Source organism: Sphingobium cloacae, from assembly GCF_002355855.1.
Lineage (GTDB): Bacteria > Pseudomonadota > Alphaproteobacteria > Sphingomonadales > Sphingomonadaceae > Sphingobium > Sphingobium cloacae.
In genome coordinates this window covers 3,702,806-3,719,981 of sequence record NZ_AP017655.1, presented here as the reverse complement: position 1 = coordinate 3,719,981, position 17,176 = coordinate 3,702,806, and the positions used below count along the sequence as shown (strand labels likewise).

Sequence of the window (17,176 nt, the reverse complement as noted above, 5' to 3'; positions counted from 1 at the left end):
AATGTTTCAAAACTGCACTTTACAGCGGCAAAAAAGCTTTACAGGCGCAAGGCGCAGGCGCCCCAGGTAAACCCGCCGCCCATGGCTTCGAGAACCAGCAGATCGCCCGCCCCGATCCGCCCGTCGCGCATCGCGAGGTCAAGCGCCAGCGGCACCGACGCGGCGGAGGTGTTGGCATGCCGGTCCACCGTCATGATGACCTTGTCCGGCGACAGTTTCAGCTTGCGCGCGGTCGCGTCGAGAATCCGGGCATTGGCCTGATGCGGGACCAGCCAATCGATGTCGGCGGGGGTCAAATCCGCCAGCGCCAGCACTTCGGTCAGGACGGATGCCAGGTTGACGACGGCATGGCGGAACACTTCCTGCCCCCTCATCCGCAGCTTGCCGACGGTCTGCGTGGTGGAAGGCCCGCCGTCCACATAGAGAAGCTGGTTGTGGCGTCCGTCGGCATGGAGTTTCGAGGCGAGGATGCCGCGCGCGCCGCTCTCGCTTTCCTCCGCGCCCAGCACGACCGCGCCGGCACCGTCGCCGAACAGGACGCAGGTGGTGCGGTCCTCCCAGTCGAGGATGCGGCTGAAGGTTTCCGATCCGATCACCAGGGCGCGCCGCGCCGCGCCGGAGCGGATCATGCTGTCGGCCACGGTCAGGGCATAGAGGAAGCCCGAACAGACCGCCGCGACGTCGAAGGCGACGCAATCGTCGATGCCCAGCGCGGCCTGCACCAGCGTGGCGCTGGCCGGGAAGGTCTGGTCCGGGGTGGCGGTCGCGAGGATGACGAGGTCGATGTCCCGCGGCGCCAGCCCGGCGGCGTCCAGGGCGGCGCGGGCCGCGTCGGTCGCCAGGGATACGGTGGTCTCCCCCTCCCCCGCGATATAGCGCGCGCGGATGCCGGTGCGCTCCACGATCCATTCGTCGCTGGTGTCGACGGTCTGCGCCAGTTCCGCGTTGGTGACCTTGCGCGCCGGAAGGGCAGAGCCCGTGCCCAATAATATCGAACGGCGGATCACTTGACCGGCAACTCCTGCTTGGATGCGACGTTGAACAGGGCCGCGACCCCCGCCATGTCGGCGGCGATGCGCCGGGTGATGTCTTCCTCCAGCAGGCGCGCGGCGACATGGACGGCGTTGGCCACGCCCTTGTCGTTGGCGCTGCCATGGCTTTTCACGACGACGCCGTTGAGGCCCAGAAAGACCGCGCCATTATGGTTGTTGGGGTCGAGATGATGCTTCAGCAGATGCATGGCGGGCTTGGAGATCAGGAAGCCGATCTTGGACCGCAGCGAACTGGTGAACGCCTTGCGCAGCAGGTCGGTGACGAAGCGGGCGGTGCCCTCCGCCGTCTTGAGCGCGACATTGCCCGAAAAGCCGTCGCACGCGATCACGTCCACGTCGCCGCGGCCGATCTTGTCGCCCTCGGTAAAACCCTCGAAGGACAGGGGCAGCGCATCGGCGGCGCGCAGGATCGCGGCGGCGTCGCGGATTTCATCCGTGCCCTTGAGCTCTTCCGTGCCGATATTGAGCAGGCGGACGCGGGGCCGTTCAAGGTCGCAGGCGATGCGGGCATAGGCCGCGCCCATCACCGCGAACTGGACGAGGTTGCGCGCGTCGCATTCCGTGTTCGCGCCAAGGTCCAGCATGACCACGTCGTTATCGCCCAGCGTCGGCAACATGGCGGCGAGCGCGGGCCGGTCGATGCCGGGCATGGTGCGCAGCGCGAGTTTCGCCATCGCCATCAGCGCGCCGGTGTTGCCCGCCGATACCGCCGCCCCGGCGTCGCCCGACTTCACGGCGGCGATCGCCATGCTCATCGAACTGCCCTTCTTGCGAATCGCGGTGCTGGGCTTTTCGCTGCCGTCGACCACCGAATCGCTATGGACGACTTCGGAAGCCGCGCGCAGATTGGGATGATGGTCGAGCGCCGCCTTGATCCGCGTCTCATCGCCGAACAGGAGGAAGCGCAGGCCGTCATGACGGCGGCGGGCCAGAGCCACGCCCGCCATCATCACGCGCACGCCTTCATCCCCGCCCATCGCGTCGATTGCGATTCGCGGTTGGCTGGACAAGTCAGATCACCTTTTGGGCGGAAAGGATGTCGTCAGGCTCCGACGGCAACGATTTCACGGCCATTATAATGGCCGCAGGCGTCGCACAGATTGTGCGGACGCTTCAGTTCGCCGCAGTTCGAGCATTCCTGGAACGCTTCGACGCGCAGCGAATCGTGGCTGCGGCGCATGCCGCGGCGGGAGGGAGACGTTTTCCTCTTGGGGACAGCCATGTCGGCACCTTATTCCGTAAATAAAAATCTGGTTGTGCGACTGGCCGACATCCGATGGATGCGGACGCCACAGGCGCCGCAGACCCATGCGGCCCGGGTGATCGCGAAGCCCTGCGCCTATACCGGTTTTTGGCCGGGGTGCAAGTCCTTCCTTGCCGCATACGGCGCGTATCCTATGCTGCCGTCTCCATCATGGCTGGGGATAGGACTTCATGCTGCTTCCGATCACATTGACGCTGGCCGCGGCCTGCGCGCTCATCAACCTGTGGCTGGCGAGCCGCTGCGTGCGAATCCGGATGGCCGACAAGGCGGCGCTGCACGGCGATGGCGGCAATGCGCTGCTCGCCCGGCGGATGCGCGCCCACGCCAATTTCATCGAATATACGCCCATGGTGCTGATCCTGTCCGCCCTCATCGAAATGGCGCTGGGCGCGTCGTTGTGGCTGTGGATCGGCGCGCTGGCCTATGTCCTGGCGCGCCTTTGCCATGGGCTTGGCATGGACGCGGAAGGCGGGAGCCCCTTGCGCGCCATCGGGGCCCTGCTGACCTGGTTCATCCTGACCGCGCTGGCCTGCGCCGCGCTGTATGCCGCCTATCAGGGAACGCGGGGATGGCCCGTCCCGCCCGCGATGGCGGCGCTATAGGCTCAGGCCAGCACCGCGTCGGCGACGAAGGGATTGCTGCGCCGTTCATGCGCGAAATTGCTCATCGGACCATGGCCGGGAACGAAGGCGGTGTCGCCGCCCAGCGGCCACAGCTTGCCGGTGATCGCGTCGATCAGGTCCTGATGATTGCCCCTGGCGAAATCGGTGCGGCCGATGGAACCCTGGAACAGCACGTCGCCCACGATGGCGAGCTTGCTGGGGGCATGGTGGAAGACGACATGGCCGGGCGTGTGGCCGGGACAATGGAGCACGTCCAGCACCAGATCGCCGACCGTCACCTGATCGCTGTCCGTCAGCCAGCGGTCCGGCTCGAACACCTCGCCTTCCATGCCGTAGCGCGTACCGTCGTCGGCAAGCTGGTCGATCCAGAAACGGTCCGCTTCGTGCGGCCCTTCGATCGGGACGCCGAGGTCCTTCGCCAATATGCCCGCCTGTCCGCAATGATCGATATGGCCGTGGGTGACGAGCAGCTTTTCGATGGTGACGCCCTGCTGCGCCGCTGCGGCCTTCAGCCGGGGAAGGTCGCCGCCCGGATCGACGAAGGCGCCCTTGTTGGTGGCCGTGCACCAGAGCAATGTGCAATTCTGCTGGAACGGCGTGACGGGAATGATCGCGGCTTTGAGCGGAGGCATGGTCATGACCCCGATGTGGCGAAGGGAACGGCGCGGCGCAAGACTTCGCTTCGTCCCTACCGCTCCGTTTCCTCCATGTCGAATTGCTCGGCCAGGCTGATGCCGTCCAGCACCTTGGCCGTTTCGTCCCGCAGGCGCAGCATCACGCGATGCAGGCGGCATTCCGATTCGGGCAGGCAATTGTTGCAGGTTTCATGCGCGAAACGGCTGGCGCAGGGCGTGAGCGCGAGCGATCCCCGCGTCAGCCGCACGATATCGCCATAGCTGATGTCGACCGGCGCCAAGGCCAGCCAGTAGCCGCCGTCCCGCCCGCGCTGCGTTTCCACCAGCCCCTCGCGCGCCAGTTCGGACAGGATCACCGTCAGGAATTTGGCGGGGATATTCTGCTTCGTGGAAATTTCGGTGAGCGGCACCGGACCCTGACGGTAGCGATCGGCCAGATGCTGAAGCGCGCGGATGGCGTAACGGGTCTTCTGCGAGAGCATGATCCCGTTATTCGCTCATGCCCGGCATTTGACAAGGATCAAGGCGCGGAAATTCAGGGATTATGCCCTGCCCGCGCCCCGCGCTTCACGCCGACACGCCCTCCAGCGCATTTTCATAGGTCGATGCCTTGAAGCCGACGATGGTGCGGCCGCCCAGGTCCAGGATCGGGCGCTTGATCATGGAGGGATTCGCCATCATCAGCAGCACGGCCTTGTCCGCGTCGATATGGGCGCGGTCGCCTTCGGGCAAAGCGCGGAAGGTCGTGCCCGAACGGTTGAGGATGGTTTCCCAGCCATGTTCGTCCACCCAGCCGCGCAGCGCCGCTTCGTCCACGCCCGACACCTTATAGTCGTGGAAGCTGTAGGACACGCGGCTGTTGTCGAGGAAATTGCGCGCTTTCTTGATGGTGTCGCAATTCTTGATGCCATACATGGTGATCATGGCGGATTATCCCTTGAAAGCGGTGACGTCGATTTCGATTTTCATCAACGGCTCGATAAGGCCGGTGACGGTGCAGGTGGCGGCGGGGCGGATGTCGCCGAACACGGCGCGCAGGGGCGCGGCCATTTCATCCCAATAGGCGGTGTCGGTGATGTAATAGTTCACGCGCACCACGTCTGCGAAGGTGAAGCCCCCTTCCTCCAGCGCCGCGCCGATGACCTTCAGCGCATTGGCCGCCTGATCGGCGACGCGTTCGGGCATGGCCCGGGTTTCGGGATCGTAGCCGGTCGTGCCCGATACGAAGCACCAGTCGCCCTGGACCAGAGCGCGGGAATAGCCGACACGCGCCTCGAAGGGCGAACCGGAAGATATGAGCTTGCGGGACATGGGATTCCTTCGATGCTGCGCGGAAAAGGGATCGCGCGGCTCTTGCCCCGTTGGCGGCGCGCTGTCCAGTGCTATCGGCCCTCAGGGATAGCTGACCGTCTTGGGGCGGCCTTGCGGGATAGGGATATATTCCCGATCGTCGCCGGGGATGAGGGGAAAGCGCATCGCTTCCCAATCCTCGCGCGCCTGCATCAGCCGCTCGGTGGTCGAGGACACGAAGTTCCACCAGACATGGCGGGGCGAGGCGAAGGCTTCTCCGCCGCACAGCACCACCCGGCCGCCATCGACGCTCATCAATGTGGCGCTGGCGCCGGGGCGCAGGACATAGAGCGTCTGGGACCGGAGCAATATCCCGTCGAGCGCCGCGTCGCCGCCCGACACATAAATGGCCCGCTCGTCCGCCGAGGGATCGATGGGCACGCGGCCGCCGGGCGAAAGCTGGATGTCGGCATAAATGGTGTCGGCATAGGTGGTGACCGGCGCGCGCTGGCCCCAGAGCGTTCCCATGATGACGCGGGCGCGGGCCGCGCCGCTGTCGATCACGGGCAGGCGATCCTCCCCCACATGCTCGAAGGCGGGGTCCATCTCCTCGTTCCGGTCGGGCAGGGCGAGCCATGTCTGGATCGCGGAGAGCCGGGAGGCGCGGGCGCGGTCCGCCTCGGGCGAGCGTTCGGAATGGACGATGCCCCTGCCCGCCGTCATCAGGTTGACCGCGCCCGGCTCGATAAGCTGTTCGGTGCCCAGGGAATCGCGATGCAGGAACGCGCCTTCATACATGTAAGTGACGGTGGCGAGGTTGATGTGCGGATGCGGCCGCACGTCCACGCCCTGTCCGGGGCCGATCTGCGCGGGGCCGGCCTGATCGAAGAAGATGAAGGGGCCGACCATGGTGCGTTCCCTGGCCGGCAGCGCGCGGTGGACGCGGAAATCGCCCAGGTCGTGACTGGTCGGCGTGATCGTCTGAATGATGAAGTCGTCCCGCATGATCCGTCCTTCCCTGAGTTTCCTTATTCGCCCGGCGCCTTCGCCTTGATCGCGAGGGCGTGCACCTTCTCTTGCAGCAGGTCCGCCAGCGCGGCGTTGACGAGCCGCTGGCGCGCCACCCGGTTTTGCCCTGTGAAGCGGTCCGCGACGATCTCCACCGTGAAATGGCTTTCGCCCGATCCGTCATGCCCGGCATGGCCGCGATGCATCTCGCTATCGTCGATGACGGCGAGGCTCAGGGGCGACAGGGCGGCGCGCAGGCGGGATTCGATTTCGGTGGCCACGGGGCCTTTCGCTTGGTCGGTCATCTTTCCTATATAGGTCCTTTGCGCGAACTTGCATCAGGACAGTCTTGGCCAGCGATCCCTTCTCGACCCGCCGTTTCAACCGCTTCCACGGCCGCGTGGAAAGCGACCGCCCCTGCGCGGTCGCGGGATGCGAGGAGCCGGGCGAGTTTCGCGCGCCGCCGCTGGAGGAACGCGCCTCCAGCCATGAAGGGCCGCGCTGGCGCTGGCTGTGCCTGGAACATGTGCGGCAATTCAATCAGGGCTATAATTTCTTCAGCGGCATGAACGCCGACGAGATCGCCGCCGCCCAGCGCCCCTATGCGGGGTGGGAGCGGGAGACGCGGGCCTTTTCCTCCAACGCCGCCAGCCCGCCGCCGCGCTGGGCGGACTTTGCCGACCCGCTGGACGCCATCGGCGCCAGGTTCCGCGAGCGCAAGGCGCGGGCGGAACGGGACAATGCCGCGCGAGCGGACGGCAAGTTCCTCTCGCGGGAGGACCGGCAGGCGCTGGAGGTGATGGGCCTGCCCCTCGACGCGGACCGCAAGGCGCTCCGGGCGCGCTACACGCAACTGGTGCGGCGCTATCACCCCGACCATAATGGCGGCGACCGCAGCCATGAAAGCGCGTTGCAATCGGTGATCGAAGCCTATGGGCGGCTCAGGAAGGCGGTCGCTTTCGCCTGAAACGGTTCAGAACAGGAAGCAGCCGATACCCAGACCCAGTTGAATGACAGCAATGAGGAGCAGAAGGGTGGCGAAAGGCTCCTTGCGCGTCTTGTGCCGGAAAAACCTGCGGGCAAATAGCGCCCCCGGCGAGCCTCCCATCAATGCCAATCCTAGCAGTCTGGCTTCAGAAATACGCCATTCGCCCGCGATGGCGCGGGCCTTGTCGTCCCAGAAGGCGAAAATGGTGATCAGATTGATCGCGACAAAGAAAAGGGGAATCATCCACAACAGCATTGCCATGACGATAGAGCCCATCCGTAAACAGGCGATGAAACAGGACAGGCCAATCCATTGGAACAGGCTTCTTGAACCCTCTGGACAATCCCCCCACTCTATCGACACGCTCCATCCCAGCCGTTAGGGCTCATATGACTCGTTTTTGCCAAGAGAATTGATCGATGACCGACATCCCCAACGTCCAGCCCGACACGCGCAACGACACGCTGATGGAAGCGCCCGACCGGGAAGTCGATGCGCGCGACGTGTTCGGCATCGATGTCGACATGAAGATTCCGGCCTTTTCCGAAGCCGACGAGCGCGTGCCCGACCTCGATCCCGCCTATGTGTTCGACCCGGACACGACGCTGGCGATCCTCGCGGGCTTTGCCTTCAACCGTCGCGTGATGGTGCAGGGCTATCACGGCACCGGCAAGTCGAGCCATATCGAGCAGGTCGCGGCGCGGCTCAACTGGCCGTGCATCCGCATCAACCTCGACGCGCATATCAGCCGCATCGACCTGGTCGGGCGCGACGCCATCGTGCTCAAGGAAGGGCAGCAGGTGACCGAGTTCCGGGAAGGGCTGCTCCCCTGGTCGTTGCAGCGTCCGGTCGCGCTGGTGTTCGACGAATATGACGCGGGCCGCCCGGATGTGATGTTCGTCATCCAGCGCGTTCTGGAGACGGACGGCAAGATGACGCTGCTCGACCAGAACCGGGTCATCCGTCCGAACCCGTGGTTCCGGCTGTTCGCCACCTCCAACACCGTCGGCCTGGGCGATACGACGGGTCTCTATCACGGCACCCAGCAGATCAACCAGGGACAGATGGACCGCTGGAACCTGGTGGTGACGCTCAACTATCTGCCCGCCGCGACCGAAGCGCAGATCGTGCTCGCCAAGTCGGGCGAATATGACCATGAGGGTGGCCGCAAGGAAGTCGAGAATATGATCAAGGTGGCGGAACTCACCCGCCAGGGCTTCGTCAACGGCGACATCTCGACCGTCATGTCGCCGCGCACGGTCATAAGCTGGGCGCAGAACGCATTGATCTTCAAGGATGTGGGCTTCGCCTTCCGCCTGTCCTTCCTCAACAAATGCGACGAGGCGGAGCGGCCGCTGGTGGCGGAATATTATCAGCGCGTGTTCGGCAAGGACCTGCCGGAGAGCGTCGCGCACCGGGCGGCGTGACGCCATGATCGTCGTCGAACGGATCGCGCCGGACGGCACCGCGCACCGCATCCACATCCGCGGGCACGAACTGGTCGCGGACATGAGCGCGCCGGACGGGCATGACGAAGGGCCCGATCCGCACGATCTCTACGATTCCGCGCTGGGCGCGTGCAAGGCGATGACGATGCTCTGGTATGCGCAGCGCAACGGCATCCCCGTCGAAGGCATCCATGTCGGCGTCGCGCGCGATGCGAGCCGGGAAAGGCAGGGCGTCTATCGCCTCACGACCCGCATCGCGGTCAGCGGCCCGCTGACCGACGAGCAGCATGCCAAGCTGATCGCGGTCGCGGCCAAATGCCCCGTCCACAAGCTGATGGACGAAGTGCGGACGGAAATCGAAACCATCGCGGTGCCGCGCGTGGGCGAGCCTGAACGACCATGAGCGGAGCGGTGGATTCGATGACACAGGCAAGCCGCATTCCCCTGGAAGGCGCGTTCAATCTGCGCGACTTTGGCGGCTATCCCACGATCGACGGACGCCGCGTCAAACGGGGCATGCTGTTCCGGTCAGGCACCATGGCCCTGTTGACGAACGCCGACGCGGCGTATTTGCGGTCGCTGGGCATCCGGGCGATCTGCGATTTCCGCCGGGGCAATGAACGCAAAACCGAGCCGACCCTGTGGCATGGCGCGGATGTCGACTATTTCTCCCGCGATTATCGGGAAAGCAGCGGCCTGCTGAGTGAGATGCTGAAGCGCGAAGACGCGACGGCCGACGAGATGCGCGAGAGGATGATAGCGCTGTATCGCGTCATCCCTGCGGACCACGCCGAATCCTATCGCGCCATGTTCACGCGAATATTGGCCGGCCGGGTACCGCTGCTGATCAACTGTTCCGCCGGCAAGGACCGGACGGGCGTGGCCGCCACGCTCATCCTTGGCGCGCTGGGCGTGCCGCGCGAGGCCATCACCAATGACTATATGCTGACCAATGACCATGCCGACTGGGATTGGTTGATGGCGCAGCGCGATACGCTGGTCGCACGCCTGCGCTTTGAAAGGGCGGATATGCTGGCGCCTCTGTTGCGTGCCGAAACCGTCTATCTCGATACGCTGTTCGAGACGCTGGACCAGCATTATGGCGGGCTTGAGGGCTATCTGACCGATGTGCTGGGCGTGGATGACGCCGCACGCGAAGCCATGCGCGCGGCGTTGCTGGACTGATGACCGAGCGCTCCGCCCTCGACGCTTTCAAGGACGTGCTCTCCGGCGCGGCGCGTTCCATCGCGCGCGATGCGGAGGTGGAGGTGGGCTTCACCGCCGATGCGCCGCACATGGCGGGCAAGGCGATCAAGGTGCCGACACCCGGACGCACGCTGCCCGCCGATCAGGTCGCGCTGGCGCGCGGTTTCGCCGACGCCAACGCCTTGAAGCTGCGCCATCATAATGCGCGGATGCACAATGCGTCGGCCCCTGCGGACGCGGTGGCGCGCGCGGTCTATGACGCGGTGGAGCAGGCGCGGATCGAGGCGATCGGCTCGCGGACGATGGCGGGCGTGCGCGACAATCTCAACCATGCGCTCGACATGCGGCTGAAATCCGACCCGATCCGGCGGGCGCGATCGGCCGATGAGGTGCCCTTGTCCACCGCGCTGGCGCTGAAGGTGCGCGAGCGGCTGACCGGCCAGGCCGCGCCCAGGGACGTGACTGACGGGCTCGCCATGGTCGACCGGTGGATCGAGGACAAGGCGGGGACGGATCTCGACGCGCTCTCGCTCGCCATCGACGACCAGCGGGCCTTCCAGAAGCTGACCGCCGCGATGCTGGAACATCTGCAACTGGTGGACGCCGACGTTCCGCCCGAATCCGATGAATCGGAAACGGAGCAGGAGGGCGAAGAGGAAGAGCAGCAGCAGGAAGAAGGCGATTCCGGCGAGGACCAGCCCGGCGACAGCGACATGAACGCGCAGGCGCGGGCCGAGGACCAGGGCGGCGATACCGAAGACGGCGACACCGACTATAGCGACGAGTTCGACGCCGACAGCGAGGAAGGCGGCGACGAGATGGGCGACGAGGGCATGATGCCCGTGCGCCCGAACCGGCCGATGGGCGACCTGCCGCCGGGCTTCGACTACAAGGCCTATACCCTGCTCCATGACGAGGTGGTGACGGCGGAAGACCTGTGCGACGAGGATGAACTGCTGCGCCTGCGCGGGTTCCTCGATCAACAACTGGTGAGCTTGCAGGGCGCGGTGACGAAGCTCGCCAACCGGCTGCAACGCCGCCTGATGGCGCAGCAATCCCGAAGCTGGGACTTCGATCAGGAGGAAGGGCTGCTGGATGCGGCGCGGCTTGCGCGGATCGTGATCGACCCGAGCCACTCCCTCTCCTACAAGGTCGAGCGCGATACCGAATTTCGCGACACGGTGGTGACGCTGCTGATCGACAATAGCGGCTCCATGCGCGGGCGGCCGATCAGCATCGCCGCGATCAGCGCCGACATCATGGCCCGCACGCTGGAACGCTGCGGCGTCAAGACCGAGATATTGGGCTTCACCACGCGCGCGTGGAAGGGCGGGCAGAGCCGCGAGGACTGGCTCGCCGCCGGGCGTCCGCCGATGCCGGGGCGGCTGAACGACCTGCGCCACATCGTCTACAAGAAGGCCGACGAACCGTGGCGGCGGGCGCGCAAGAATCTGGGCCTGATGATGCGCGAAGGGCTGCTCAAGGAGAATATCGACGGGGAAGCGCTGCTCTGGGCGCATAACCGGCTGATCGCGCGGTCCGAGGAGCGGCGCATATTGATGGTCATCTCCGACGGCGCGCCGGTGGACGACAGCACCCTGTCGGTCAACAGCGGCACCTATCTGGAACGCCATCTGCGGCAAGTGATCGAATGGATCGAGAACCGGTCCCCGGTGCAACTCGTCGCCATCGGCATCGGCCATGACGTGACCCGCTATTACCGCCGCGCCGTCACGATCATGGACGCCGAGCAATTGGGCGGCACGATGGTCGAGCAGCTCGCGGGGCTGTTCGACGAGGATTGACCGGCCGATGAGCCGGGCGGGGTCCGGCTCCTTCTCTTGAGAAAGGCCCGGACCTCCCGCTTCCCGGCATCAGCGGCCATGAAGCGAGGAGAGTGTCATGAGCGTCGCCTTTCGCCGCGAAAGCGATGATGAGCATCTGGAGCCGACTTTCGAGATTCCGATCCCGCCCGGCCCCAATCTGGTGACGGCACGCGGTTTGCGGCTGACGCGGGAAAAGGTGGAATCGCTGGAAGCCGTCGCGACCGAAGGCATGGCGGAGGAGGATGCGAAGAAACTGAAGCGGTTCTCTTCTGCTGGTAGGCGAAGGTGCCAATCCGTCATTCGCTGAAAGGCATGGCAAGCTCTGAATAGCAGTTGCTCATCAAGCGCACGCGCCACCAGTTGAACTCCGATTGGCCTGCTGCCGGTTTCGTGGACACGGAGTTAGGCGAGTCCGACCTCGTTTTCAAATTCCATCGGGCTGAGGTAGCCCAGTGTCGAATGCCGACGCTTCGGATTGTAGAAGCGTTCGATGTAATCGAACACGTCCGCCTTTGCATCGTCTCACCGCATTCAATTCGGAGCGGCGCACCGACGCCAAGCAGGCTGTCCGCGACCGCTATGCCTCCACCGTCGTTAGGATTACGCCGAGCGGACGCGAGCGGTGGAACAGCTTCGTGGATCAGGTCGCCGGCATTCCCGCCAATCTGGAGGCATCATCCTCGCAATATAGTTTGCTGGCGAGATTGCATGGGCTCCGCCCGGGCGAGCTTGATCAGTTGGACGGTATCCTCGCCGATTGGGGCGTCGCCACTGCCAAGCTGGCGCTCGACGAGATTCAGAGCCGGTTGAGGTTGATCAACGAGCTGCACGACAAACTCCGCGACGAGCGCGCCGACGAGGTCCGCGAAGTGTCTTCAATAAATACACGGATGAGAGGGCTCGGCTGTTGCGACACAGCCGATGCGCCCTCCCTAGTCGCGCTCGGCTCGCGGCACTGCAAGCCGCGCCGAGTGTTGGATGGTAGGGATGATGATTGCACCAAGCGCTCATTCAAAGGCCGACAGTGAACGTGGCGCATGCGATCAGGCACACCTCTTGCTTGTAAGTGCGGAAGGTTCGCGACGGAGGTGGCTGGTGGAAGCGGAAATATTGAGATCTCTGTTTAGGCCATTCAGGTATAAATCGTTGTACCTTCGCAATCGACTGACAATGTCGCCGATGACGCGCTACTACGCACCCGAAGGCGTCCCAAAACCCGAGGTTGCAGCTTACTATGGACGCCGTTCCAGAGGCGGCGCCGGACTCATTATTACCGAAGGCACCTTTCTTGACCGAAAATTGGCGCGAAACAACGAGCGCATCCCTTGGTTTCACGGAGAACGCTTGCAACCCTGGCGACGCATTGTCGAAACCGTGCATGCCGGTGGCGGCGCGATCGCGTTGCAGCTTTGGCATGTCGGCGGGGTGCGCGACTTCAATTTTCCTAGTTGTTTGATCCCACGGTTTGATGGTGCGATCCTTTCGTTGGAATGGAAGGAAGCCTTATGGGACAGGTACGTCACGGGAGCGCCACGACCACGCACGCCGTCCGAGCAGCAATACAGCGATCGCAAGCTTCGCTCGCGACGCTGAGCCGGGATTTGGGGATCAACCCGAAGACGGTGGCGAAGTGGCGCAAGCGGGCGACGGTCGAGGATTTGAAGACCGGGCCGAAGGCCCCTCATTCCACCACCCTGTCCGAGGCCGAGGAGGCAATGGTTGTGGCGTTCCGTCGACACACGTTGCTGCCGCTCGATGACTGTCTTTATGCCCTGCAACCATCGATCCCGCACCTGACACGATCGGCGCTGCATCGGTGCCTGCAGCGACACGGCATCTCTCGCCTGAACCGGACCATCAAGGAGGCGACCGTCAAACGCTTCCACTACGACAGCCATCAGCAACTCCGGACGCACCTCGCTGACTTCATGGCCGCCTACAACTTCGCCCGAAGGCTCAAAACGCTCAGCGGGCTCACACCCTACGAATACATCGCCAAGATCTGGACGTCAGAGCCAGAACGGTTCATCGTCAACCCAATCCACCAGATGCCGGGACTGAACACCTAATTCACCATTAGGTGAAGATCTCGAAAGCCCTTCAGGCCTTTATGCGCCGGGTAAGAGTGGCGGAAAACCCATGTCCCAAGAGGATATCGCGGATGTTGTCGCTTCATTCGTGCGGGGGGCTCGTGATGCTAAAACCCTCGGCTTCGACGCGATAGAACTTCATGGTAGGCACGGCTATCTGTTCGATCAATTTTTCTGGAAAGCGACGAACAACAGGACGGACCGCTATGGCGGCAACACAATAAAGGAACGCACTCTTTTTGCCACCGAAGTCATCCGCGCCGTCCGCGCCGAGATAGGAGAGGAGTTCCCCATCTTTTTCCGGCTCTCGCAATTTAAAATGGCGGCTTACGATGCCCGGGTGGTAGATACCCCTTCCGAACTGGAGGAGTGGGTGGGGCCGCTGAAAGATGCAGGTGTAGACATATTTGATTGCTCCCAGCGCCGCTTCTCGGAACCGGAATTCGCAGGCAGCGACCTCAATCTTGCAGGGTGGGTGAAAAAGCTGACAGGCCAACCAACGCTGACCGTGGGCTCCATCGGATTCGACAACGATCTAATCAAGGCCTTGAATACCAAAGCCGCTGGAACGGACATACCTTCGATTGTGGAAGCGGCCAAGCGGGTCGAGCGGGAGGAATTCGATCTCGTCGCCGTGGGGCGAGGTATGATCGCCGATCCTAATTGGGCTCAAAAAGTACGCGAGGGCACGTTCGATGAGCTGCTGGCGTACGACGCCAACATGCTAAGAACGTTGGTGTAACTGAAAGGCCGTCGCCCCCCGAAAACGCTCTGCGCCAATCGATAGCGTATATCCGGCATGCTCAATGTTGGATGCTTCACCTGACGACAGCTACTGTCGTTTTCACGGACAGCGCCCTTGATCAATGTGCGTTACAGGCATGTCAGAACAGATGGTCGCACGGAAATGCCTCCAGCGCGAGGAGCTGGCGGCACGTCTGGCACGAACTTTATTATGAAAGGCTGCGGCGAAGGGTTGGACAACTTACAGAGCGGTCAACATCCATGAGGAGGAATTATGCACTGAATAAATGAACGCCTACGGATTCAGCCCCATACCTATTGCTTCTCCTGCACACGCACAGTTTCAACTTCCCGCAACTTCCTATAATTTCTCCTCTTGCACTTCTTGCTCGGCATGGACTGTCCTTTTCGTGGCCTAGACTGTCATAGTTTCTGACTGCTCTGCGTGGAGAGGGCGGTAGATCATTATGGATTGAACTGCTTTCTTCTCAATCCCAATCGATTGAAAATGCCATTGGCACGGCTTTTGCTTGGTGTCGAACGCTCGCTGGGGCGATGCGGAGAAATGCTATTAGGGGAGGTCAATATGATGAGGGCAAGTACATTGGCGTGCGCATCGGTAGTTGCGATGAGCACGGGGAATGTCGCATGGGCCGCGGTGGAACAGCCCGCCCTCTCGCAAGAGGGTGTCACCGCTGACGCTGCCCCCGCGCCCGCACCGGCGGAAACGGGACTGGCCGATATCGTCGTGACGGCACAGAAAAGATCGGAGTCGATCCAGAAGATTCCCGTCACCGTGTCGGCATTCACCACGGAGACATTGCAGAATGCGAATGTCGGCACGATCGCCGGTATTCAGGGGATGGTTCCCGGCATGACGATCAACAAGGGGCAGTCGTCCGCCAATCTGGTTCACGTCAGCCTGCGCGGCATTTCGATTCAGGACACATCCAAGGCCTTCGAACCCGGCATCGGCTTCGTGCTGGATGGTGTGGTGATCGGAACGCCGGTCGGCCTGCTGCTGGATTCCTTCGATGTCGAAAGACTCGAAGTCCTGCGCGGTCCGCAGGGGACGCTGTTCGGGCGCAACACGACGGGCGGAGCGCTGAACATCGTGCGCGCCATTCCCGATCCGGGCGACGATACGCATGGCAAGCTCAAATTCACGGTCGGCAGCTTCGGGCGCACCGATGTCGAGGGGCGCCTGATGCTCCCCCTCATCAAGGACAAGCTCGCCGTCAAGGTCGACATTCTGTCCTCGACCGATGATGGCACCATCTACAATTCCACGTTGAACACCCATCTTGGCGACAAGAACCTCCAAAACTATAATGTGACGTTCCATGCGACGCCAACCGATCGGCTGAGCGCCACGCTCATCCTTGAGAAACAGCGGGATCGCAGCGAGCTGCCGCCAGCCATCAACCTGCTTACGCCCGATCTGATCACAGATCTTCCGGTCACGGGGTACACGACAGGCGCCAATTCACCCTGCTTGAACCCTCAACTGAGTTTTCTTTGCCGTTCATCCATCCGCAAGAGCGACAATGTTTCTGAAATCCCCACGAAGCAGCCGGGCCGTTTGAACATGAGCGCGGCCACGCTCCATCTAACCCATAGGTTCGACGATTTTTCGGTGGTCGCGATTACTGGCTATCGCGATACCAAGCAGAGGTCTTTCTCTTATCTGGACGGAACGGCGCTCGGATATTTCCCGATTCAGCAAAATGAGCGCTACGAGCAATTTTCGCAGGAACTGCGCTTTGAAAGCGACTTCGAAGGCCCCTTCAGCATCATCGCCGGCGGCTTCTATTTTCATTCGAAATGGCACATCACCCAGATCACCGAACTGGATGCCGCACTCCTCGATCCGACGCTGGCGCCGGGCGTGGGAATCATCACGAACCCGCTTTCCTACAGCACGGATTACTGGACCACATCCAAGGCGGTGTTCGCGCAGGCCGAATATAATCTCACCGAGAAACTCAAGCTTATCGCGGGTGGCCGTTACACCTGGGACAAGAAGCGGCTGGATCTGGTCAATTACGGCTTCGGAATGGGCACCCCCGCGCCGCTCAACGCGCCGCTGCCCGACACCGTGCTGGGGGCGCCCGCCGACCATGGGCGAGGGAGCGTGACCTTCAAGAAATTCACGCCCAAGGTCGCCGTCCAGTATCAGGCGATGCCCAACCTCATGATGTACGCGTCCTTTAGCGTGGGGTATAATACCGGCGGTTTCAACGCACGCGCGCCAAGTTCGGCCTTTATCGGCCCGTACAGGCCAGAAACCCTCAATGCCTACGAAGTGGGCTTCAAGAGCGACTGGTTCGACCGCCGCGTACGATTGAACGTGTCCGCATTCAGAAACGAGATGAAGGACAAGCAGGAAGATCTCACGATCTTTCTGCTGGGCGGGGGCAGCGGCACCACCACGGTGAACGCGGCCAAGGCGCGCTATCAGGGTATCGAGGCGGAGCTGTCCGTCCTTCCGGTCGAAGGCTGGAGCAATTCGCTGGCCGTAGGCTATCTGGACGCCAAATATACCAACTTCTCCGGCGATCTGGGGCAAGGCTCGCAGGATCTGACGAGGCTCAAACTGCGCCGGACGCCGCAGTGGACGGTAGGATATATCACCGATTACCAGTTCGCTCTTGGCGAGGGCACCTTCGGCCTGAACGGCGCGCTGAGCTTCGTGGACAAGTTCGACACGAATATTCTCAACGATCCGAGGGGCCGCGTCCCGGCCACGACGAAGATCGATCTGAGTGCGCGATATGGCTTCGCACTGGATGGCGTGGACCTCAAGATCATCGGCTTCGTCAAGAACGTCACCGACAAGCACCCCTATAACGGGCATTTCTCCGGCAATTTGCCCGGTGGCTTCTTTGAATTCGCCATACCGGAGCCGGGCCGGACATGGGGGGTTTCCCTCGAAGCGGCGTTCTGAGCCACGGCGGATCATGGGCGGACGGCCTTCCCGTCGTCCGCCCGGACCCTGCGGC

21 protein-coding genes and 2 pseudogenes are annotated in these 17,176 nt (G+C 63.0%); 12 read left to right on the top strand and 11 right to left on the bottom strand.

All coding sequences use genetic code 11. From position 1 onward, the window contains the following. Positions 1-38: 38 nt before the first annotated feature. The 3 genes from SCLO_RS18355 to rpmF all read right to left on the bottom strand — a co-directional run bounded on the left by SCLO_RS18355 (position 39) and on the right by rpmF (position 2,274). Positions 39-1,007 (bottom strand): beta-ketoacyl-ACP synthase III, encoded by a 969-nt coding sequence (locus tag SCLO_RS18355; protein WP_066521628.1) that lies wholly within the window; start codon positions 1,005-1,007, stop codon positions 39-41. Next, positions 1,004-2,029 (bottom strand): phosphate acyltransferase PlsX, encoded by a 1,026-nt coding sequence (gene plsX, locus SCLO_RS18350; protein ID WP_066521629.1) that lies wholly within the window; start codon positions 2,027-2,029, stop codon positions 1,004-1,006. The genes SCLO_RS18355 and plsX overlap by 4 nt, the downstream gene beginning before the upstream one ends. A 65-nt stretch (positions 2,030-2,094) precedes the next feature. Next, the gene (gene rpmF, locus SCLO_RS18345) at positions 2,095-2,274 is read right to left on the bottom strand and encodes a 50S ribosomal protein L32 (RefSeq protein WP_024021087.1); all 180 of its coding nucleotides are present in this window, start codon (positions 2,272-2,274) and stop codon (positions 2,095-2,097) included. Positions 2,275-2,486: 212 nt separating this feature from the next. On the opposite strand from rpmF, the gene SCLO_RS18340 reads away from it, so the two are divergent. Beyond that, complete coding sequence (locus SCLO_RS18340; protein WP_066521631.1) at positions 2,487-2,918, top strand: MAPEG family protein; 432 nt, start codon at positions 2,487-2,489, stop codon at positions 2,916-2,918. Between the two features lie 2 nt (positions 2,919-2,920). Here SCLO_RS18340 and SCLO_RS18335 read toward each other — a convergent pair whose 3' ends face one another. The 6 genes from SCLO_RS18335 to SCLO_RS18310 all read right to left on the bottom strand — a co-directional run bounded on the left by SCLO_RS18335 (position 2,921) and on the right by SCLO_RS18310 (position 6,177). Continuing rightward, a complete protein-coding gene (locus tag SCLO_RS18335; protein ID WP_066521633.1) occupies positions 2,921-3,577 on the bottom strand; it encodes an MBL fold metallo-hydrolase in 657 nt (218 codons plus the stop codon). 50 nt (positions 3,578-3,627) lie between these two features. Next, a complete protein-coding gene (locus SCLO_RS18330; RefSeq protein ID WP_066521635.1) occupies positions 3,628-4,056 on the bottom strand; it encodes an RrF2 family transcriptional regulator in 429 nt (142 codons plus the stop codon). 85 nt (positions 4,057-4,141) lie between these two features. Continuing rightward, a complete protein-coding gene (locus SCLO_RS18325) occupies positions 4,142-4,498 on the bottom strand; it encodes an ArsC family reductase (protein ID WP_066521637.1) in 357 nt (118 codons plus the stop codon). Between the two features lie 6 nt (positions 4,499-4,504). After that, positions 4,505-4,885 carry a RidA family protein gene (locus tag SCLO_RS18320; protein WP_066521639.1) on the bottom strand — a complete coding sequence of 127 codons (381 nt, stop codon included), beginning with the start codon at positions 4,883-4,885 and terminating at the stop codon, positions 4,505-4,507. An 81-nt stretch (positions 4,886-4,966) separates the two neighbouring features. After that, positions 4,967-5,869 carry a pirin family protein gene (locus SCLO_RS18315; protein WP_066521641.1) on the bottom strand — a complete coding sequence of 301 codons (903 nt, stop codon included), beginning with the start codon at positions 5,867-5,869 and terminating at the stop codon, positions 4,967-4,969. Positions 5,870-5,892: 23 nt separating this feature from the next. Continuing rightward, positions 5,893-6,177 carry a BolA family protein gene (locus SCLO_RS18310; protein ID WP_066521644.1) on the bottom strand — a complete coding sequence of 95 codons (285 nt, stop codon included), beginning with the start codon at positions 6,175-6,177 and terminating at the stop codon, positions 5,893-5,895. Positions 6,178-6,221: 44 nt separating this feature from the next. Between SCLO_RS18310 and SCLO_RS18305 the strand changes: the two genes are divergently transcribed. Then, positions 6,222-6,839 carry a J domain-containing protein gene (locus SCLO_RS18305; RefSeq protein WP_066521647.1) on the top strand — a complete coding sequence of 206 codons (618 nt, stop codon included), beginning with the start codon at positions 6,222-6,224 and terminating at the stop codon, positions 6,837-6,839. A gap of 6 nt (positions 6,840-6,845) precedes the next feature. Here SCLO_RS18305 and SCLO_RS18300 read toward each other — a convergent pair whose 3' ends face one another. Next, a complete protein-coding gene (locus SCLO_RS18300) occupies positions 6,846-7,121 on the bottom strand; it encodes a DUF1294 domain-containing protein (RefSeq protein ID WP_306304827.1) in 276 nt (91 codons plus the stop codon). A gap of 158 nt (positions 7,122-7,279) precedes the next feature. Here SCLO_RS18300 and cobS point away from each other — a divergent pair, with 158 nt between their 5' ends. From cobS to SCLO_RS18275, 5 genes and pseudogenes are all read left to right on the top strand, one after another. Then, a complete protein-coding gene (cobS, locus tag SCLO_RS18295; protein WP_066521649.1) occupies positions 7,280-8,287 on the top strand; it encodes a cobaltochelatase subunit CobS in 1,008 nt (335 codons plus the stop codon). Between the two features lie 4 nt (positions 8,288-8,291). Then, entirely contained in the window at positions 8,292-8,711 is a 420-nt protein-coding gene (locus SCLO_RS18290) for an OsmC family protein (RefSeq protein ID WP_066521651.1), read from the top strand. 17 nt (positions 8,712-8,728) lie between these two features. Continuing rightward, entirely contained in the window at positions 8,729-9,493 is a 765-nt protein-coding gene (locus SCLO_RS18285) for a tyrosine-protein phosphatase (RefSeq protein ID WP_231923279.1), read from the top strand. Then, the gene (gene cobT / locus SCLO_RS18280; protein ID WP_066521655.1) at positions 9,493-11,319 is read left to right on the top strand and encodes a cobaltochelatase subunit CobT; all 1,827 of its coding nucleotides are present in this window, start codon (positions 9,493-9,495) and stop codon (positions 11,317-11,319) included. The genes SCLO_RS18285 and cobT overlap by 1 nt, the downstream gene beginning before the upstream one ends. A gap of 97 nt (positions 11,320-11,416) precedes the next feature. Next, positions 11,417-11,602: pseudogene (locus SCLO_RS18275) on the top strand (GreA/GreB family elongation factor); the annotation flags it as partial. A gap of 140 nt (positions 11,603-11,742) precedes the next feature. On the opposite strand, the pseudogene SCLO_RS18270 reads toward SCLO_RS18275, so the two are convergent. Further along, positions 11,743-11,862 (bottom strand): annotated as a pseudogene (locus SCLO_RS18270) (IS3 family transposase); the annotation flags it as partial. Here SCLO_RS18270 and SCLO_RS18265 point away from each other — a divergent pair. The 5 genes from SCLO_RS18265 (at position 11,853) to SCLO_RS18245 (ending at position 17,121) form a co-directional block, all read left to right on the top strand. Then, positions 11,853-12,368, top strand: coding sequence for a hypothetical protein (locus SCLO_RS18265; RefSeq protein ID WP_066521656.1), 516 nt, complete (start codon positions 11,853-11,855; stop codon positions 12,366-12,368). The pseudogene SCLO_RS18270 and the gene SCLO_RS18265 sit on opposite strands and share 10 nt — an antisense overlap. Continuing rightward, a complete protein-coding gene (locus tag SCLO_RS18260) occupies positions 12,319-12,933 on the top strand; it encodes an oxidoreductase (protein WP_096362184.1) in 615 nt (204 codons plus the stop codon). Before SCLO_RS18265 ends, SCLO_RS18260 begins: the two co-directional genes overlap by 50 nt. Further along, positions 12,846-13,409, top strand: a complete 564-nt coding sequence (locus SCLO_RS18255; protein ID WP_096362183.1) for an IS3 family transposase — start codon at positions 12,846-12,848, stop codon at positions 13,407-13,409. Before SCLO_RS18260 ends, SCLO_RS18255 begins: the two co-directional genes overlap by 88 nt. A gap of 70 nt (positions 13,410-13,479) precedes the next feature. After that, positions 13,480-14,172 (top strand): oxidoreductase, encoded by a 693-nt coding sequence (locus SCLO_RS18250; protein ID WP_066522088.1) that lies wholly within the window; start codon positions 13,480-13,482, stop codon positions 14,170-14,172. A gap of 630 nt (positions 14,173-14,802) precedes the next feature. Beyond that, a complete protein-coding gene (locus SCLO_RS18245; RefSeq protein WP_066522090.1) occupies positions 14,803-17,121 on the top strand; it encodes a TonB-dependent receptor in 2,319 nt (772 codons plus the stop codon). Positions 17,122-17,176: the final 55 nt, after the last annotated feature.

Excerpts from the sequence above, each read along its gene's own strand:
- plsX (WP_066521629.1), bottom strand. The coding sequence starts at position 2,029 with ATGGGCGGGGATGAAGGCGTGCGCGTGATGATGGCGGGCGTGGCTCTG.
- rpmF (WP_024021087.1), bottom strand. The coding sequence starts at position 2,274 with ATGGCTGTCCCCAAGAGGAAAACGTCTCCCTCCCGCCGCGGCATGCGC.
- SCLO_RS18340 (WP_066521631.1), top strand. The coding sequence starts at position 2,487 with ATGCTGCTTCCGATCACATTGACGCTGGCCGCGGCCTGCGCGCTCATC.
- SCLO_RS18335 (WP_066521633.1), bottom strand. The coding sequence starts at position 3,577 with ATGACCATGCCTCCGCTCAAAGCCGCGATCATTCCCGTCACGCCGTTC.
- SCLO_RS18330 (WP_066521635.1), bottom strand. The coding sequence starts at position 4,056 with ATGCTCTCGCAGAAGACCCGTTACGCCATCCGCGCGCTTCAGCATCTG.
- SCLO_RS18325 (WP_066521637.1), bottom strand. The coding sequence starts at position 4,498 with ATGATCACCATGTATGGCATCAAGAATTGCGACACCATCAAGAAAGCG.
- SCLO_RS18320 (WP_066521639.1), bottom strand. The coding sequence starts at position 4,885 with ATGTCCCGCAAGCTCATATCTTCCGGTTCGCCCTTCGAGGCGCGTGTC.
- SCLO_RS18315 (WP_066521641.1), bottom strand. The coding sequence starts at position 5,869 with ATGCGGGACGACTTCATCATTCAGACGATCACGCCGACCAGTCACGAC.
- SCLO_RS18310 (WP_066521644.1), bottom strand. The coding sequence starts at position 6,177 with ATGACCGACCAAGCGAAAGGCCCCGTGGCCACCGAAATCGAATCCCGC.
- SCLO_RS18300 (WP_306304827.1), bottom strand. The coding sequence starts at position 7,121 with ATGGCAATGCTGTTGTGGATGATTCCCCTTTTCTTTGTCGCGATCAAT.
- cobS (WP_066521649.1), top strand. The coding sequence starts at position 7,280 with ATGACCGACATCCCCAACGTCCAGCCCGACACGCGCAACGACACGCTG.
- SCLO_RS18290 (WP_066521651.1), top strand. The coding sequence starts at position 8,292 with ATGATCGTCGTCGAACGGATCGCGCCGGACGGCACCGCGCACCGCATC.
- SCLO_RS18285 (WP_231923279.1), top strand. The coding sequence starts at position 8,729 with ATGACACAGGCAAGCCGCATTCCCCTGGAAGGCGCGTTCAATCTGCGC.
- cobT (WP_066521655.1), top strand. The coding sequence starts at position 9,493 with ATGACCGAGCGCTCCGCCCTCGACGCTTTCAAGGACGTGCTCTCCGGC.
- SCLO_RS18260 (WP_096362184.1), top strand. The coding sequence starts at position 12,319 with ATGGTAGGGATGATGATTGCACCAAGCGCTCATTCAAAGGCCGACAGT.
- SCLO_RS18255 (WP_096362183.1), top strand. The coding sequence starts at position 12,846 with ATGGGACAGGTACGTCACGGGAGCGCCACGACCACGCACGCCGTCCGA.
- SCLO_RS18250 (WP_066522088.1), top strand. The coding sequence starts at position 13,480 with ATGTCCCAAGAGGATATCGCGGATGTTGTCGCTTCATTCGTGCGGGGG.
- SCLO_RS18245 (WP_066522090.1), top strand. The coding sequence starts at position 14,803 with ATGAGCACGGGGAATGTCGCATGGGCCGCGGTGGAACAGCCCGCCCTC.